The organism is Catellatospora sichuanensis, from assembly GCF_007483665.1.
In the GTDB taxonomy this organism is placed as follows: domain Bacteria; phylum Actinomycetota; class Actinomycetes; order Mycobacteriales; family Micromonosporaceae; genus Catellatospora; species Catellatospora sichuanensis.
In genome coordinates this window covers 20789-37513 of the sequence record NZ_VIQO01000011.1, presented here as the reverse complement: position 1 = coordinate 37513, position 16725 = coordinate 20789, and the positions used below count along the sequence as shown (strand labels likewise).

At 71.5% G+C, this 16725-nt stretch carries 13 protein-coding genes; 9 read left to right on the top strand and 4 right to left on the bottom strand.

Annotated elements, in window-relative coordinates; translation table 11 throughout:
- Nucleotides 1–46: 46 nt before the first annotated feature.
- Nucleotides 47–1681: a pectate lyase family protein gene (locus FLL47_RS21885; protein ID WP_246158399.1), complete on the top strand. Its 1635-nt coding sequence runs from the start codon at nucleotides 47–49 to the stop codon at nucleotides 1679–1681.
- Nucleotides 1682–1895: 214 nt separating this feature from the next.
- On the opposite strand, the gene FLL47_RS21875 is transcribed toward FLL47_RS21885, so the two are convergent.
- Nucleotides 1896–3473 (bottom strand): right-handed parallel beta-helix repeat-containing protein, encoded by a 1578-nt coding sequence (locus FLL47_RS21875; RefSeq protein WP_144122431.1) that lies wholly within the window; start codon nucleotides 3471–3473, stop codon nucleotides 1896–1898.
- A 293-nt stretch (nucleotides 3474–3766) separates the two neighbouring features.
- Between FLL47_RS21875 and FLL47_RS21870 the strand changes: the two genes are divergently transcribed.
- Entirely contained in the window at nucleotides 3767–4342 is a 576-nt protein-coding gene (locus FLL47_RS21870) for a hypothetical protein (RefSeq protein ID WP_222106137.1), read from the top strand.
- A gap of 6 nt (nucleotides 4343–4348) precedes the next feature.
- Here the strand turns inward: FLL47_RS21870 and FLL47_RS21865 are convergent, their stop codons facing one another.
- Nucleotides 4349–4795 carry a YybH family protein gene (locus FLL47_RS21865; protein ID WP_144122429.1) on the bottom strand — a complete coding sequence of 149 codons (447 nt, stop codon included), beginning with the start codon at nucleotides 4793–4795 and terminating at the stop codon, nucleotides 4349–4351.
- A gap of 99 nt (nucleotides 4796–4894) precedes the next feature.
- Here FLL47_RS21865 and FLL47_RS21860 point away from each other — a divergent pair, with 99 nt between their 5' ends.
- Nucleotides 4895–5749 (top strand): alpha/beta fold hydrolase, encoded by an 855-nt coding sequence (locus tag FLL47_RS21860; protein WP_144122428.1) that lies wholly within the window; start codon nucleotides 4895–4897, stop codon nucleotides 5747–5749.
- Between the two features lie 64 nt (nucleotides 5750–5813).
- Here the strand turns inward: FLL47_RS21860 and FLL47_RS21855 are convergent, their stop codons facing one another.
- A complete protein-coding gene (locus FLL47_RS21855; protein ID WP_144122427.1) occupies nucleotides 5814–6218 on the bottom strand; it encodes a winged helix-turn-helix transcriptional regulator in 405 nt (134 codons plus the stop codon).
- A gap of 78 nt (nucleotides 6219–6296) precedes the next feature.
- Here FLL47_RS21855 and FLL47_RS21850 point away from each other — a divergent pair, with 78 nt between their 5' ends.
- From FLL47_RS21850 to FLL47_RS21825, 6 genes are all read left to right on the top strand, one after another.
- Nucleotides 6297–7229, top strand: coding sequence for an NADP-dependent oxidoreductase (locus tag FLL47_RS21850; RefSeq protein ID WP_144122426.1), 933 nt, complete (start codon nucleotides 6297–6299; stop codon nucleotides 7227–7229).
- 65 nt (nucleotides 7230–7294) lie between these two features.
- On the top strand, nucleotides 7295–7954 hold the full coding sequence (locus FLL47_RS21845; protein WP_144122425.1) for a TetR/AcrR family transcriptional regulator C-terminal domain-containing protein: 660 nt from the start codon (nucleotides 7295–7297) through the stop codon (nucleotides 7952–7954).
- A complete protein-coding gene (locus FLL47_RS21840) occupies nucleotides 7954–10545 on the top strand; it encodes an ABC transporter ATP-binding protein/permease (RefSeq protein ID WP_144122424.1) in 2592 nt (863 codons plus the stop codon). Before FLL47_RS21845 ends, FLL47_RS21840 begins: the two co-directional genes overlap by 1 nt.
- On the top strand, nucleotides 10542–12242 hold the full coding sequence (locus FLL47_RS21835; RefSeq protein WP_144122423.1) for an ABC transporter ATP-binding protein: 1701 nt from the start codon (nucleotides 10542–10544) through the stop codon (nucleotides 12240–12242). The genes FLL47_RS21840 and FLL47_RS21835 overlap by 4 nt, the downstream gene beginning before the upstream one ends.
- Nucleotides 12243–12338: 96 nt before the next feature.
- Nucleotides 12339–12767: a hypothetical protein gene (locus FLL47_RS21830; RefSeq protein ID WP_144122422.1), complete on the top strand. Its 429-nt coding sequence runs from the start codon at nucleotides 12339–12341 to the stop codon at nucleotides 12765–12767.
- Nucleotides 12768–13063: 296 nt separating this feature from the next.
- Complete coding sequence (locus FLL47_RS21825) at nucleotides 13064–13465, top strand: GNAT family acetyltransferase (RefSeq protein ID WP_144122421.1); 402 nt, start codon at nucleotides 13064–13066, stop codon at nucleotides 13463–13465.
- 88 nt (nucleotides 13466–13553) lie between these two features.
- Here FLL47_RS21825 and FLL47_RS21820 read toward each other — a convergent pair whose 3' ends face one another.
- On the bottom strand, nucleotides 13554–16595 hold the full coding sequence (locus FLL47_RS21820; RefSeq protein ID WP_144122420.1) for an alpha-mannosidase: 3042 nt from the start codon (nucleotides 16593–16595) through the stop codon (nucleotides 13554–13556).
- Between the last annotated feature and the right edge of the window lie 130 nt (nucleotides 16596–16725).

The window sequence follows — 16725 nt, the reverse complement described above, 5'->3', positions numbered from 1 at the left end:
TTCCTACGTTGGTGGAAAGCGCATTCCAACACAGGGAGGTCCTACAGTGCAGGAAGCGTTTCACGTCCCCCTTCGGCGGAGCAGGCGTACCCGCAGCGCCCTGGCCGCCGGCGTCAGCGTCACCGTCGCGGCGCTGATCCTGACCATCGGCGCGGCAGCCAACGCGGCCACGCTCTTCTCGGACGACTTCAACGACGGCAACGCCACCGGCTGGAGCACCTCCGGCGGCAGCTGGTCGGTGTCGTCCGGCGTCTACGCCCAGTCGAGCACGGGCGCCAGCGCCAAAGCCCTGGCCGGCTCCACGTCCTGGTCGACCGTCACGGTGTCGGCGAAGGTCCGGGCCAACACGTTCAGCAGCTCGGCATCGCGCGGGGTCGGCATCGCGGCCCGCGTACAGAGCACGTCCAGCTTCTACGCGCTCGTGGTCACGCCCACCGCGGTGCAGATCCGCAAGGGAAGCACGACCACGCTGGCCACCGCGCCGTTCTCCGCCGCCGTCGGCACCTGGTACACCCTGTCGCTGAGCGCGACCGGCAGCACCCTGGTCGGTTCGGTCAACGGCAGCCAGGTGGTGTCGGTCTCGGACGGCTCGTACCCGACCGGGCGGGCCGGTCTGCTGGCCAACTACACCGCGGCTTCGTTCGACGACGTCGTGGCGACCGACGCGGCGGGCCCGAGCCCGTCTACCCCGCCGTCGGCATCGCCGTCCACCGGACCGTCGCCGTCACCGTCATCCTCGCCTTCCGCGCCACCGTCGCCGAGCACCAGCCCACCGCCACCGCCCGGCGGGATCGTCGGCTGGGCCACGCAGGCCGGCGGCACCACCGGCGGCGCGGGCGGGGCCACGGTCACCGTGAGCACCTGGGCCGACTTCCGGACCCAGGCCCAGGCCGCGGGCACCCGGACCATCCTGGTCAACGGCATGCTCGCCGGATCGGGCACGGTCGAGGTCACGGCGAACAAGACCATCCGGGGTGTCGGCGCGAACTCCGGCATCTCCGCGACCACCCTCAACATCGAGGACATGCACCCGGCCAACGTCATCATCCAGAACATGAACATCCGCGGCGTGCCGGGCGGTGACGCGATCCAGATCGAGAACGCCACCCACATCTGGATCGACCACAACACGATGTCCAGCACCATCGAGAGCGACGTCGACTTCTACGACGGGATGATCGACATCACCCACGCGGGCGACTACGTCACGGTGTCGTGGAACATCCTCCGCAACCACTGGAAGGACTCGCTGGTCGGGCACTCCGACGGCAACGCCGGCGAGGACGTCGGCCACCTGCGGATCACCTACCACCACAACTGGTTCGACCGGACCTTCGAGCGCAACCCGCGGGTGCGGTTCGGCGAGACGGTCCACGTCTTCAACAACTACTACTCCAACATCGACAACAACACGTCCTCGTACGGCATCGCGTCCACCATGAACGCCGGGGTGCTCGTCGAAGGCAACGTCTTCGAGAACGTGGTGCAGGCATGCTGGTCGGCGAGCGGCTATGCCGACTCCGATCCGGGCCGGCTGGTGGCACGCGACAACCTGCTCACCAACTCCGGGCCGTGCGAGACCAACGGCTCCGTGGCCGCGGTGCCCTACGGCTACACGGCGCAGAGCGTCGGCACGGTCAAGTCGTCCGTCACGGCCGGTGCCGGAGCGGGCAGGCTCTGATCCCGCTTCCGGGTTGGGCACAGCAGGGGTGGGGGGCCCCGGGGGCACCCCGGCCCGGCCCCCCCCACCCCCCCCCCGCCCCCGGTGGGGGCGGCGGCCCCCCGCGGGGGGCGGGGCGCCCCCCCCCCCCCCCCCCCCCCCCCCTCCACCGCACCCGCGCCGGCGGGCAGTGCCAGGCGGGGCCCGTGAGGATCAAAGTGCCGCGGGCCGAGGATCAGAAGCGCGCCCCGACGTCCGCGCCGTTGCCGGGACGCAGGAACGTGGACGAGGGGATGGAGCCGTCGGAGGTCCGCGGTCCGGTGATCGTGCCGGGATCGGTGCTCTGCAGCGTCCAGGTGCCGCCGAGGTCCCACGAGTTGCCCGAACCGCTGGAGTTGGCGCCGAGCGACACGGCGGTCCCGTTGGCCACCGCCAGGTTCTTGGTCAGGGTGCTGTCGGAGCGGTTGACGTTGAACCCGGTGCCGGGGTTGTCCCAGGCGGTGCAGTGGTCGATCAGGTGCTGGCCGGGGTTGTTGTTGTCGATAAAACCGCCGACCGCGTTGTCCCAGGTCATGCTGTTGCGTACGGTGTGGCTCGCGGACACGGCGTTGCCGCCGAGCTTGAACCCGTTGCCGTCGCCGGTGTAGTTCGGCAGGTTCCACCGGTTGAACCCGTTGCCCCAGGCCAGGCTGTTCTCAAGCAGGATCGGCGAGGAGAACATCCAGAAGTCGAGCCCGTCGTCGGAGTTGTTCCACAGGCGCGCGCCGCGTACGACGTTCCCGCTGCCGGAACCCTCCTTGATGGCCAGGCCGTCGGCGCTCTCGCCGTTCTTGCGCGGGTCGCGGTTGCCGTAGCTGTCCAGGTTCAGGACCAGGTTGTTGCTGGAGGCGCCCTGCAGGTGCAGGCCGCTCTCGTAGTTGTCGCGGGTGATCAGCCGCTCGAACACGCTGTTGTTGGTGTCCAGGCCGAAGACGGCGTACGGTCCATGGATGATCTCCAGGCCGACGATGCGCCACCAGTCGCCCTCGATGTGGATCGCGCCGCGTTCGGCGCGGGGGATGCTGGAGTCCAGCGCGCCGGGCGTGTAGGACATGTTCTCGCCGTCGAGCACGACCTTCTCGCTGCCGTAGTTGCGCAGGGTGATCGGCTGGCTCGAGGTGCCGTTCTTGAGCAGCTGCACGTTGGTGCTCGGCGCGTAGGTGCCGCCGCGCACGTAGATGGTGTACCCCGCCTGGGCCAGGTCGACCGCGCGCTGGATGGTCTTGAGCGGGGCGCTGAGCGTGCCCGCGTTCGCGTCGTTGCCGCCGGTCGCCACGTACAGCGCGGTCGTGGGCGGCGGGGTGGAGCCTGTCTCGAACTCCAGGTGGTCCACGTTCGCCAGGCCGGTGGACGTGGTCGGGGTGAGGCGGATGGTGTTGCTGCCGGCGTTGACGTTCACCGTCAGCGTCTTGGTGGTCCAGGCGTCCCAGGTGCCGGTGCCCTCGAACGACACGGTCTGCACCGTCGCGCCGTTCACGGCCAGGGCGGCGGGTCGGGCCGTCGTGGTGCCGTTGGCGAAGCGTACGCCGAGGGTGGCGGTGCCCGCGGCGGACGCGGTGACGGTGAACTGCAGGTAGCCGCTGGTGGCGTTGTTGCCGTTGCAGAAGCCGGTGCCGGAGAACCCGGTCCAGTTGCTGTCGATGGTGCCGACGCAGACGGCGGGTGAGGTCTCGGCCTCGTGGCGGGTCGGCGCGGCCGTGGCCATGGGCGCGGGCAGCGCGAGCACCGCGACGATGGCCAGGGCTGCGCCGGCGGCCAATGATGTGACTCTCATGTGTCTCCCATGCTGGAGCGGCGTGATGCGGGCGCACGGGGGTGCGCGGACACACGCCGCAGGGGCAGGACGACGCGCGAGGGTCCTCGCCCGGAAGGAGCCCGGAACGTCGATGCGACCCAGTCTCTGGAAAGCGCTTGCCAAAAGGCAAGGGTTGACGGTTGCAGATTTGTTGCAGGCCGTCGCGGCCGTCCGGCCCGGGAAGCATCCGGTCCGATGGGGACGCCGCACCGCGTCGGCGGAGAGATCCGGAATCGACCGCCGGAGCCGGTGGAATGTGGGAAATTTGGACAATGGGGGCTAAGGCGTTCCGTGGTTTCGTACCGTGGATCATCTTCTGGGTGGTGAGCGGGCCGAGCACATGGGAGTTCGCGGCCGGAGGCGCACTGCTGGCGGCGGTGATCCTGCTGATCCCGTCGCACGAGCGCGGCGGGGTCAAGCTGCTCGAGATCGTCTCCGTGCTGTTCTTCGGCGCGCTGGCCATCGCCGGACTGGTGCTCGACCACAGCCAGTTGATGTGGCTGGAGGAGTACGCGCAGGCCATCGCCAGCACCGTGCTCGCGGTGGTCGTGCTCGGCTCGCTGGCGTTCGTGCCGTTCACCGAGCAGTACGCCCGTGAGCAGGTGCCGCAGCAGTTCTGGTCCACACCCCAGTTCAAACACATCAACCGGATGCTGACCCTGGTCTGGGGCCTGACGTTCGCGGTCTGCGCGGTGCTCGGCGTGCTGGCGCAGCCCGATCACGGCGGCTCCGCCTGGCTGAACTGGATCATTCCGATCGCGCTGGTGGTCGGCGCTTTCAAGTTCACCGCCTGGTACCCCGACCACGTGAAGGCCGGTGCCCGCGCCGCCGGGACGGCCACCGCCTGAGGACGGTCACGCCCCGGTGGTGAGCGTGCTGTCGTCGCGGGCGTCCATGTACATGTCGGACGCGATCTTCCAGCCGTCCGGCTCGCGGACGAACACCTTCAGTGAGAAGTTGCGCCGCACCGGCATCGACGTCCCGTCGGCGCGCTGCTGCCCCTCGCGCTCCAGGTAGGTCTTCACCACCGCCACGTCCGCGGTTAGCCAGCGGACGTCGGCCTGCGGCGGACCGAGCGGTCGGCCCGCGGCGAAGTGCCGGTCGGCGAACAGCTCGGTCAGGTATGCCGCGATCTGCGCGCCGCCCGTGCGGCTCGTCCCGAAGGCGTTCGTCCAGTCCGCGTCGGCCGTGTAGAGATCGGCGACGCCATCGGCGGAAAGGCTGCCGAACGCGTGCGCCAGGCGCGCCATCACCGCGCCGATCGCTTCCTCGTCCTGCGGGCTGCCTGCGATACCGGCCATGCCCGCAGCCTACGGTCGGGCACCACGGTGGAACCGCGAAACGCCTACCCGGGCAGACCGCACTAACTATGATCAAGAAGGACATGTGGAGGGAGCACCGTGACCGCGACACAGCACCGGCCCCTGCGGCACCGTGAGCAGGCCGGCTGGGCGATCGTCGAGAACGAACCCGCGACGACCCGGCACCGCGTGCTCATGCTGCCGGGCCTGTTCTGCACCGCCGAGTTCTACACCGCCATGCTCGCCGACCCCGCGCTGGCCGACGCAGGGGTGCACGCCATGGCCGCCGACCCGCCCGGGTTCGCGGGTCGGCCGGTGCCGGCCGGATTCGACTACTCGGTCGAGCGCTATGCCGCGATGGTCGAGGACTTCGCCGCGCAGGAGGCCGTCGACCTGATCGTGGGGCACTCGTACTTCGCCAACGTCGGCATCGAGATCGCCGCCCGCGGCGACTACCCGGGCCGCCTGCTGCTGCTCTCGCCGTCCTTCTCCCGCGACGACGAGGAGCACGACCTCATCTCCCTCGACGAGGCCGGCCACATCCCTGTGCTCGGCACGCTGGTCTGGCTGGGCATCAACCCGACCCTGAAGAAGGGGATGCGCGACCGGCTGCCTTCGGAGCGCTTCACCGAGCTGTTCCAGCAGATGAAACGCAACCCGCACGCCGCGAACCGGCACCTGGTGGCCGGCTTCTTCGATCACCTCAGGCGCCACGGCGAACTCGCCACCCGGCTCGCGGGCACGGACAACGTGGTGTGGGTCGGCCGCGGCGATCGCGACGAGGTGGGCTTCACCGCGCAGGAACAGGCCGCCATCGAGGCGTCCCCGCACGTGGCGCTCAAAACCATCCCCGGGGCGGCGCACTTCTCGATCACCGACACTCCGCACGAGGTCGTCGAGCTGATCCTCGCTCTGCTGGCCTTCCGGCCGGCCGACCCGGGTCAAGCCCGGTAGACGTTGGCGCGGTGCCCGGCGCCGCGGTTCCTGATCAACGGCCGTCACCTGCCGTCGTCCGCGGTCAGCCGGCGTTGCGGCGGTCGTAGTCGTCGCGAGCGAGATGAACCTGTTCGATGTGTGTCTCGGCCCAGGTCTTGATCGCCTGCTGGACCGGGATCAGGCTGCGGCCGAGCGGGGTGACCCCGTAGTCGACGCGCACGGGCACCGACGGCGTGACGGTTCTGGTGAGCAGGCCGTCCCGTTCGAGCTTGCGCAGCGTCTGAGTGAGCATCTTCTGGCTTGCACCCGGGATGGTCCGGCTCAGGTCGCTGTACCGGCGCGGGCGGTCGGCCAGCGCGGCGAGAACGAGGGTGACCCATTTGTCGCTGAGTGTCGCCAGGAGCTGATGCCCCGGACACTGGGACAGGTAGGCGTTGTACTCCTCGCGCTGCTGCTCTCGCCGCTGTGGTGCGTTCAGTGTCGTCATGCGCCGCACCTCCGCGTCGGTTACGCACTTTCAGGTACCTACTAACCGAAGGAGAGTAACAGTCCTAGCGTGATCTCCATGAGAGCTGTTGCGGTACGCCGATTCGGCGGCCCTGAAGTCCTGGAAGTCCTCGACACCCCCGTCCCGCAGGCTGGCCCTGGTCAGGTGCGGGTGAGGGTGGCCGCGGCGTCGGTCAACCGCATCGATCTGTCCACCCGAAACGGTGCGCTCACCAAGGCCGGCCTGCTGGCTCCCGCAGCCGAGGTGTGGCTGGGCTGGGATGTGGCCGGCCGGGTCGACCAGCTCGGACCCGGCGTCACCCGCTTCGCCGTCGGTGATCAGGTGATCGGTCTTCGCGACGTGCTGTCCGCCGGAGGGGCGCAGGCCGATTTCGTGGTGCTCGATGAGACGGCCGTGGCCCCGGCACCGACGCGGGTGTCCGTCGAGCTGGCCGCGACCCTGCCCCTGATCGGGCTGACCGCGGACCGATCGCTGGCCCTGGCCGGCCTGCACGCCGGGCAGACGCTGCTGGTCACCGGTGCGGCCGGTGGGGTCGGTGGGCTGGTGGTCGAGCTGGCCGCCCTGAGCGGCATCCGCACCGTGGCCGTAGCGGGCGAACAGGACGAGGAGGCGGTGCGGGGTCTGGCCGCGACGTGGTTCGTGCCGCGCACCGATCGGCTGGCGGAAGCGGTCCGCAGGCAGGTTCCCGGCGGTGTCGACGCGGTGGTCGACGCGGCCGTGATCGGGATCGCGGCCCATGAGGCCCTGCGGGCAGGCGGGACGTTCGTCGCTCTGGTGGCGCCGTTCGCGCCGCCGCCACTGCGGGCGACCCGGGTCGTGGTGCAGGAGGTGTACGCCGACGGCGCACGCTTGGCCGCACTCGCCGCGCTGGTCGACGCCGGGCGGCTCACCCTCCGGGTGGCCGACACTCTGCCGCTGGACCAGGTCGCCGTGGCGCACGAGCGCATGGCCGCGGGCGGTCTGCGAGGACGTCTCGTCCTCACGGCCTGATCGGACCTTGCGCCGTCCCGGTCGGCAGGCTAAGTTATGCGCCGTAACTAAGGGAAGGCTTACCTATGCGAAGCGGTGGTCGTCTGGCCACGTTCACCATCGAGGACGTGATCCGCGCCGGTAGCCACATCGGACTCGTCGATCTGACGGTCCAGGGTGTAGCCGACGTGCTCGGCGTGACGGCGGCCGCCGTCTACCGGCACGTGCCCAGTCGATCCGCCCTGGAACGTCTGGTCGGCGAGGCCGTTCTCGACGGACTGGACCTGGTCGACGACCCCGCCGAGCAGACCGTGGCCCACCTGGTGAGCTTCGGCCTGCAGCTGCGCGAGTTCACCATGCGCCACCCGGGCTCGGCCGAGTACTTCCTGCGGCTGTTCCCCCGCGGGCCGTCGGGCGTGCGGCTGCTGGAGTGCGAGATCGCCGCGCTCGGCAGGCGCGGCTACGACCCGGCAGCGGCCATCGTGTTCAGTTCGGCCATCGCCACCATCGCCCTCGGCGCGACGGTGGCCGAACAGCAGCGCCTGGCGGCCCTGTTCGACCAGGCCGCCACCGCCGAGGCGATCGCCGCGGTCGCCGCCTCGCCGATCCTGCAGCAAGCCTCGGCCGGCATCCCGGCCCACACCCCCGAGGACTACTTCGTGTTGATGATCACCGCGGCCGCCACCGGGCTCGTCGCACAGTTCCCGCCCGGCCAGGCGCTGGCCCTGCCCGCCAGGGACAGCTGATGTCCAGGGGTTACGGCGGCGCCGTCATGAAGGTCTTCGGCGCCAAGGACCACACCATCACCGTCACCGCCGTGCACGACGTCACGCCGCACTACCGGCGCATCACGTTCGACGCGCCGACGTTCTTCGACGGCAAGACCATCGAACCCGCCTGCTTCGTACGCCTGTGGGCGCCCGAACCCGACGGCTCCGGCCGTGAACACCAGCGCGGCTACACGCTGATCGACCCCGAACCCGACGCGGGCCGGTTCAGCCTGGAGTTCCTGCTGCACGAACCGGCGGGCCCGGCCAGTGCCTGGGCGCGCAAGGCCCGACCCGGTGACAGCATCGAGCTGTGCTGGTGGGCTTCGCCGCATTTCGTCACGCCCGACCCGGCCCCGGACGGCTACCTGCTCATCGGCGACGCGGCCTCCGTGCCGGGGATCAACGCGATCATCGCCACGATCCCGGACACCACCCCGGTGCAGGTGCTGCTGGAGCAGTTCCACGACCACGACCTGGCGATCCCGATCGCCGAGCATCCACGGTGCACGGTGACCTGGCAGCCCGCCACCGGTGACCCGGCCATGCTGGGCCGCGCGATCGGCGAGCGCGACTGGTCCAACTGGTTCGCCTGGGTCACCGGCGAGACGGCGACCTTCAAGCACGTCCGGGCCCGGCTGAAGGAACTCGGCTTCCCCAAGCCCGACGTGCACGGCCGCGCGTACTGGAGCAAGGGCAAGGCCATGGGCACCGACCGGGACCGGACCGCCGCGCCCGCCACGGAACCGGCCGCGGCACCCACGGCCGCCGGACCGGCCGGCGCCGTGGCTGCCGCTCCCGTGACCCCCGTGGCCGCTGCGCCTGCGCTCGCCGAAGTCGCCGCGCCCGCGACGGGCCGGTGGCGCTCGCGTGCCGGAGCACGCCTGCTGGCGCCGCTGAAGTCCCGCCTCGTCCTGGCCGGTCTGTTCCAGACCGTGGTGTCGATGCTGCAACTGGCGCCCTACGTGCTGCTGGTCGAGCTGTGCCGCAGGCTGCTGGCAGGCGACGGCGACCTCGCCGGGCTCGCCGTGCTCGCGGTGATCCTGATGGGGGCCGGCGCGACGCTGGCCGGTCTGCTGGTGCTCGCCATGCACGTGGTCGACGCCAGGTTCGGCCACCAGGTGCGCACCGCCGTGGTCGACAAGCTGTCCCGCCTGCCGCTGGGCTGGTTCAGCGAGCACAGCTCGGGCCGGGTCAAGAAGGCCGTCCAGGACGACTCCGCCGACCTGCACTACCTGGTCACCCACGCCGTCCTCGACGTGGTCGCCGCGCTGGCGGCCCCGCTGGCGGTGCTGGTCTACCTGGCCACCGTGTCGGGCTGGCTGACCGTGATCCTGGTGCTCCCGCTGATCGCGTTCCTCCTGCTGACCGCCCGCATGGTGCAGATGTCGGCGTCGCAGCTGGCCCGGTTCACGACCTGGGAGGCCCAGGTCGGCTCCGAGGCCGTGGCCTACCTCGACGGCCTCACCGTGGTCCGGGCCTACGACGCGGGGCCGGCCGGCGGCTTCCGGGCCAACCTGGCCGAACGCGCCCGGTTCCTCGACGCCTGGCAGCGGCCGCTGTCGAGTCGCAAGACCTACCTCGACCTGATGACCCGCCCGCTCACCACGCTGCTGCTCATCATCGTGGCCGGTGGGCTGCTGGCCGGCGCGGGCCTGCTGGAGACGGCCGACCTGCTGCCGTTCCTGATGCTCGGCGTCACCTTCGGCAGCCAGCTGCTGGCCGCCGCGTACGGCCTTGGTTCGGTGCGCGAGGCACAGGCCGCCGCCCAGCGCATCGGGCTGCTGCTCGACGAGCCCGAACTGGCCCGGCCGGAAAAGCCGCGCACACCGCCGGGCGACCGGCACTCGGTGCGCTTCGACGACGTCCGGTTCAGCTACGACGGGCGGCACACCGTGCTCGACGGCGTGGACCTGCAGCTGACGCCCGGCACCGTCACGGCGCTGGTCGGCCCGAGCGGCGCGGGCAAATCCACCCTCGCCGCGCTGCTGGCCCGGTTCCACGACCCGGTCGCCGGCCGCATCACCATCGACGGCGTCGACCTGCGCGACCTGCCCGCCGACGAGCTCTACCGCAAGGTCGGCTTCGTGTTCCAGGACGTGATGCTGGTGCGCGGCACCGTGCACGACAACATCGCCCTGGCCCGTCCCGACGCCACCCGCGAGCAGGTCGAACAGGCCGCGCGGGCGGCCGGGATCCACGACCGGATCACCCGCCTGCCGTCCGGGTACGACACCCACGACGTGCGCCTGTCCGGCGGCGAGGCCCAGCGGCTGACCATCGCCCGGACGCTGCTGGCCGACCCGGGCATCATCGTGCTCGACGAGGCCACCGCCTACGCCGACCCCGAGTCCGAGCACCACGTGCAGCAGGCCCTCAGCCGCCTGGCCGTCGGGCGCACCGTACTCGTCATCGCCCACCGCCTGCACACCGTCACCGGCGCCGACAACATCGTCGTGCTCGACGGCGGCCGCGTCGTGCAGCACGGCAGACACCCCGACCTGCTGGCCGCCCCAGGCCTGTATCGCGACCTGTGGCAGGCCGCCCGACCGGAGAAGGTGCCCGCATGATCGATCTGGTCGGCGACCGCCGCGTACTCACCCGCTACCTGGTACTGCTGACGGCCGGCGCCGTGATCCGTGCCGCCGCCGTGCTCAGCCTCGTCCCACTGCTGTCGGCGATCTTCGACGACGGCGGGCAGGCACTGCCCTGGGCGGCCGCGCTCGCGGTCCTCGTCGCGGTCGGCTGGGTGGTCGACCACCGGGTCGCCGACGTCGGGTTCACCATCGGCTTCCAGCTGCTCAACAGCATCGAGGGGCGGCTGCTGGACCGGCTGCACGCCATCCCGCTGGGCTGGCTGACCGCCGACCGCCGGGCCGAGGCCCGCCGCGCGCTGACGTCGGCCGGACGGGAGCTGTGCTCCTCCGTCGCCTGGCTGATCACCCCGGCGATCAACGCGCTGCTCACCCCGGCGCTGATCGCACTCGGCCTGCTGCTGGTCGCCCCGCAGCTGGGCCTGGTCGCGCTGGCCGCGGTGCCGGTACTGCTGGGCAGCCTGTGGGCGAGTATGCAGTTCATCCGGGCGGCCGACACCTCCTATGACGCGGCGTCGCAGGAGGCGGGGGAGCGCATCATCGAGCTGGCCCAGGCACAGTCCGCGCTGCGAGCGGCGGGGCGCACGGGCAGCGACGGCACCGCCGTCGGCCGTGCCCTGGCCCGGCAGCGTGCGGCCGTGCTGCGCCTGATCGGCTTCGGCCTGCCGGGGCAGGTCCTGTTCGGTCTGGCCAGTCAGGCGGCGCTGCTGGCGCTGGCCGCGGCGGCAGTGCTGGCCGACGTCACCGGCCCGCAGGCGGTCGCGCTGGTCGTCGTCGCGGTGCGCTTCGTCGAACCGTTCACCACCCTGGCCGGGCTGTCCCCGGCGTTGCAGAACCTGCGCGGGACCGTCGTGCGGGTACGCGAACTGCTGGACGCGCCTGTCCTTGGCGGCACCGACATCGCCCCCGACCTCGGTGCGCCCGCGATCGAGCTGCGCGACGTGCGGTTCGGCCACGAACCGGGACGCACCACGATCGACGGGGTCTCGTTCACGGTGCACGCCGGGACAACCACCGCGGTCGTGGGACCGTCGGGGGCGGGCAAGAGCACCCTGCTGGCGCTCATCGCCCGGTTCCACGAGACCGACGCCGGCAGCGTGCGGGTCTTCGGCCACGACGTCCGCGACTACGACCCGGCCGCGCTGATGCGGCAGCTGGGCATCGTGTTCCAGCATCCCTACCTGTTCGAGGCGAGCCTGCTGGACAACGTGCGCCTGGGCGCGCCGGACGCCACCGACGAGCAGGTCCGGGCGGCGGCGACCGCCGCTCAGCTCGACGAGGTCGTGGGACGGCTGCCCGACGGGTGGGACACCCGGGTCGGCGAGCGCGGGGCGACCCTGTCAGGCGGGGAACGCCAGCGCGTCAGCATCGCCCGTGCGCTGCTGAAGCAGGCCCCGATCCTGCTGCTCGACGAGGCGACCGCGGCCCTGGACAACGCCAACGAGCAGGCGGTCGTACACGCCCTGGAGGCCGGCGGCCGGCAGCGGGCGACCCTGATCGTCGCGCACCGGCTCAGCACCATCGCCCGCGCCGACCGGATCGTCTTCCTCGAGGGCGGCAGGGTCACCGAGGCCGGCACCCTGGCCGAGCTGCTGGCCGCGGACGGCAGCTTCGCCGGGTACTGGCGTCAGCGCGAGCAGGCCGCCGGGTGGACCCTGACCGTCGGCGGCTGACCGGACAGAACCGAACGCACGTGCTCCGGGCGGTGGCGCGGGGCCGTGCCCGCCCGGGGGCATCGGCGGTCCGCCTCCGGTGGGTACCGTGACCGGATGAACCGACGCGCCCTGCACATCGTTGTCACGATCGTGTTCCTTGCCGTCGGGGCGTTCCTCACCTGGCACGGCGCATTGAGGCTGCTCGTGCACGTGCCGGAGGTGGGCACGCCAGGACCGCTTGCCGTGTCGTATTGCGCGCCGGTCAGCCGGGGCGGCGTCGACTGCACCGGCGTCTTCACCGCTCCGGACGGCACGACATGGACGGTGACTGCCGAGGGCGCCGACCGGGCGGGTGTCACCGTGCACGCGAAGGTCTTCCCGTGGGACGAGACCCGGGCCTACGTCCGGGGCGACGACCTCGGCTCAGTGCTGGGTGCGGTGGGTGCGACCGCCTTCGGTGCGGCGGTCCTGGCGCTCGGTGTCACGGGCGCGGTCATGGCGCTGCGCCAGGCCCGCGGCCCGCGGCGGCCCCGCGGAACCTGATCGCGGCCAGGCGAGGCGACACCGTGGCGGGGCTGATGCCTGCCCGGGGCCGCCGCCCAGCCGCGTCGACCGGCCCGGCCCCAGCCGAGCGGGTCGCCGCCCCGGCAGCGAGCGCGGTGTGACGCCGTCCCGGCCGTCGGCGCGGTAGCTTGGCGCCGTGCGGACGTCGACGGTGCCGGAGATCGCGGCGTGCGCCGGAGAGTTGCGCAGTGCACTGGCGGACAGGTGGGGCGAGGTGCCGCCAGCGCTCGCCCGGCCTGTCCGCGTGTGAAGGGACGTGGGCGAGGAGACATGCGGTGATTCACATCCGGCAGTTCCGGTGGAGCGACTACGACGCCGTCGTGGCGGTGTGGGCGACGGCGGGCCGCGAGGTCGTGCCCCGCGCGGAGCTGGAGGCGAAGCTGATCCGTGATCCCGAGCTGTTCCTGGTCGCCGAGACCGACGATGAGCTGGTCGGCGTGGTGATGGGAACCTACGACGGGCGGCGGGGGTGGATTCTGCGGCTCGCCGTTCGTCCCGAGCACCGGCGTCGAGGCATAGCCGGGCGGCTGGTGGGCGAGCTGGAGAAGCGCTTCCGGCAGCTGGGCTGCCCGAGGGTGAACCTGCTGGTCATGCCGGACAACGCGGCCGGGCTGAGGTTCTGGCAGGCGCTCGGCTACCTGCCGATGCCGGACGTGCTGTGCACGAAGCCGATGTAGGACGTCGCCGTCCTGCGGTGAATCGCATGGCTCGTTCCACCAGGACATCCCCGTCAGTACAGCGGAGAGCGTAGCCGCCGCACGGGATCTACGCGTGCCGGGTGAACCTGACGGTGAGGATCTGGAACGGACGAAGCCGCAGGTCGACGCGGGTGACACCAGACCCGTCGCGCAGCTGTGGCAGGTCGCCGTCGCCCAGCGGGTTCTCCATCAGGTCGGTGCGGCGCGCGGTGGCGTCCGGCCGGGCGAAACTCAGCCGTGCGGCCGTCTGACTCCCGCGGGCTTCGTACAACCGGACCACGACGTCGCCGGTGCGGTCGTCGGCCAGCTTGACCGCCTCGACGACGATGCCGTCGTGGTCGACACCGACGAGGGGCGCGACCGGACGCCCGCCCATGACCCGGCGTACCGGCAGGTTGAGGTGGTATCCGCCACGGACCGCGTCGACGATGTCGGCGCCGGGCAGCAGCACGTGCCGGAACCGGTGGGAGCCCTGATCGGTGCCGGGGTCGGGAAAGCGCGGCGCCCGCAGCAGGGAGACCCGCACCGTGGTCGCCGTCCGGCCGTGCGCATCCCGGACCCGGGTCACCTCATGGCCGTAGGTGCCGTCGTTGAGCAGCGCCACCCCGTAGCCCGGCTCGCCCACGTGCAGCCACCGGTGGGCGCACATCTCGAACTTGGCGGCGTCCCACGAGGTGTTGGCGTGTGTAGGGCGGTTCACGTGCCCGTACTGGATCTCGGCGGTCGCCCGGTCGGTGAGCACATCGACGCCGAATCCGAGCTTGAGGATCTGCTCGCTCTCGCGCCAGGACACCTCGGTGTCGATGTCGAGGCTGCGCTGCCCGGCCGCCAGGCGTATCCACTGGACCATCGACGACCGGCCGAACCGGCGCACCGTCCGCACCACGCATTCGTCCGCAGCCTCAGTGTCCAGGCGGACCTCCTCGGCCAGGACCTCGATGGTGGTGTTGCGGTAGTGCGCGTCGATCTCCCAGGCGTCCCAGGCGTGGGGCACGTCCGGGTGCAGCTGGACGAGGTTCGCCGCCAGCCCGTGCGGAACGACCTCCCGTCCGGCCCGCAGATCGATCAAGGACGAGATCTCTCCGGTGGGGTCCACGCGCACACGGAGCAGACCGTTGTCCAGCACGATCCCTTCGACACCGGCGATGGCGGTCACCGGCGCGGACGGGTCGTGTGTACCACCGTCGGCCAGGGCCGCACCCATCGCGGGCAATCCGTCGCGGGCGTGGGGCGCGGCGTTGAACAGCACCGGAGTGCTGCCGGGCCCGGCCAGGGCACGTTGTGCGCCGTCGATGATCCGTTCCAGCTCCTCGCACACCCGGCGGTAGGTCTGTTCGGCCTCCTGGTGCACCCAGGCGATCGAGCTGCCCGGCAGGATGTCGTGGAACTGGTGCAGCAGCACCGTCTTCCACAGCCGGTCCAGGTCGTCGTACGGGTACTCGGCCAGCCCCGCGACGGCCGCGGTGCTCGCCCACAGTTCGGCTTCGCGCAGCAGGTGCTCGCTGCGCCGGTTGCCGCGCTTGGTGCGCGCCTGGCTGGTGTACGTGCCCCGGTGGAGTTCGAGGTACAGCTCGCCCGCCCACACCGGCGGATGCGGGTACTCCGCCTGCGCGGCCCGGAAGAACGCCGCGGGTGAGCGCATGGTCACCTGCGGCGATCCTTCCAGGTCCGCGGTCCGCCGTGCCCGGGCGATCATCTCCCGGGTGGGGCCGCCGCCGCCGTCGCCCCAGCCGAACGGCACGAGCGAATGGGTGGCCCGGCCCTTCTCCGCGAAGTTGCGCGCCGCGTGCGCCAGTTCCGCGGCCGACAGCTCGCTGTTGTAGGTGTCCACCGGCGGGAAGTGGGTGAAGACCCGGCTCCCGTCGATGCCCTCCCAGTCGAAGGTGTGGTGCGGGAAGCGGTTGGTCTGGTTCCACGAGAGCTTCTGCGTCAGGAACCACCGTACGCCCGCGAGCCGCATGAGCTGCGGGAGTGCCGCACTGTAGCCGAACGAGTCGGGCAGCCACACCTCCTGGGTGTCGAGTCCGAACTCCTGGGCGTAGAAGCGCTTGCCGTGCACGAGCTGGCGGGCCAGGGACTCCCCGCCGGGCAGGTTGGTGTCCGATTCGACCCACATGCCGCCCACGGGGATGAACCGGCCCGCTGCGACGTGCTCCTTGATGCGCGCGTACAGCTGCGGTTGGTGCTCCTTCATCCAGGCGAGCTGCTGCGCCTGTGACATCGCGTAGCGGAAGTCCGGGTGCTCGTCCATCAGCGCGGTGACGTTGGCCGTGGTGCGGGCGACCTTGCGTACGGTCTCGCGCAGCGGCCACAGCCAGGCGGTGTCGATGTGTGCGTGGCCGACCGCCGAGATCCGGTGCGCGCTGGCGTGCGCACGGCGCGACAGCACCTCGCGCAGCTGGTCGCGGGCGGCGCTGGCGCTGCCGGGTACGTCGGACAGGTCGGTCACGTCCAGGCAGCGTTCGACGGCGCGCAGGATCTCGAACCGGCGCGCGTCGTGCAGGCTCAGCTCAGCCATCAGCTGGGCGAGCACCTCCAGGTCCTGGACGAGTTCCCACACCTGCCGTTCGAAGACCGCCAGTTCGATCCGGCCGAGCCGGTACAGCGGCTCGGCGCCGGCGGTGGCGCGGTCGCCCAGCGCGGTCCGGCCCCACGGGAGGTCGATCAGCGGGTTGGCCGCCGCCTCGACGAGGAAGCCCACCGCCTCGCCGCCGTGGGCGGGGCGGGCGACGGGCAGGTGTCCGCTGCGCGGGTGGAGTCCTTTGACGATCCGGCCGTCGAGGGCGTACGCCAGGCCCTCGCACTGAAATCCTGGGCGGTCAGCCTCGAAACCCAGGTCGACCAGCGCCTCGACCGCACGCCCGGCCCAGTCGGCCGGGACGGTGCCGGTGATGCGGAACCAGGACGTGCCCCACGGCGCACCCCACCGGTCCCCGTGGGCCGTGGGCCGGTATCGCGCGGCGGCAGCCTCGGTGAACGGGACCGGCTCGCCGGGGGCGTGCCAGACGTGGACCGTCAGCGCGGCCGTCGCGGAGTGGATCGCGGGGCGGATCCGTTCGGCCAGCAGCCGCCGCAGCCGCTGCTCGACCAGAACGCGGTCGTCGTGCATCAGGACCTCGCAGGGTGGCTGAATCGGGGGCCGTCCACGGCGATCCTAACCGCACACCCATACCGCTGCGGCCCAGGATCTTGAAATCGATTTCGCGCTGTTGGACAAGGTTTTCCGAGGTCAGTTGAGC

Excerpts from the sequence above, each read along its gene's own strand:
- FLL47_RS21875 (WP_144122431.1), bottom strand. The coding sequence starts at position 3,473 with ATGAGAGTCACATCATTGGCCGCCGGCGCAGCCCTGGCCATCGTCGCG.
- FLL47_RS21870 (WP_222106137.1), top strand. The coding sequence starts at position 3,767 with ATGGGGGCTAAGGCGTTCCGTGGTTTCGTACCGTGGATCATCTTCTGG.
- FLL47_RS21865 (WP_144122429.1), bottom strand. The coding sequence starts at position 4,795 with ATGGCCGGTATCGCAGGCAGCCCGCAGGACGAGGAAGCGATCGGCGCG.
- FLL47_RS21855 (WP_144122427.1), bottom strand. The coding sequence starts at position 6,218 with ATGACGACACTGAACGCACCACAGCGGCGAGAGCAGCAGCGCGAGGAG.
- FLL47_RS21850 (WP_144122426.1), top strand. The coding sequence starts at position 6,297 with ATGAGAGCTGTTGCGGTACGCCGATTCGGCGGCCCTGAAGTCCTGGAA.
- FLL47_RS21845 (WP_144122425.1), top strand. The coding sequence starts at position 7,295 with ATGCGAAGCGGTGGTCGTCTGGCCACGTTCACCATCGAGGACGTGATC.
- FLL47_RS21840 (WP_144122424.1), top strand. The coding sequence starts at position 7,954 with ATGTCCAGGGGTTACGGCGGCGCCGTCATGAAGGTCTTCGGCGCCAAG.
- FLL47_RS21835 (WP_144122423.1), top strand. The coding sequence starts at position 10,542 with ATGATCGATCTGGTCGGCGACCGCCGCGTACTCACCCGCTACCTGGTA.
- FLL47_RS21830 (WP_144122422.1), top strand. The coding sequence starts at position 12,339 with ATGAACCGACGCGCCCTGCACATCGTTGTCACGATCGTGTTCCTTGCC.
- FLL47_RS21820 (WP_144122420.1), bottom strand. The coding sequence starts at position 16,595 with ATGCACGACGACCGCGTTCTGGTCGAGCAGCGGCTGCGGCGGCTGCTG.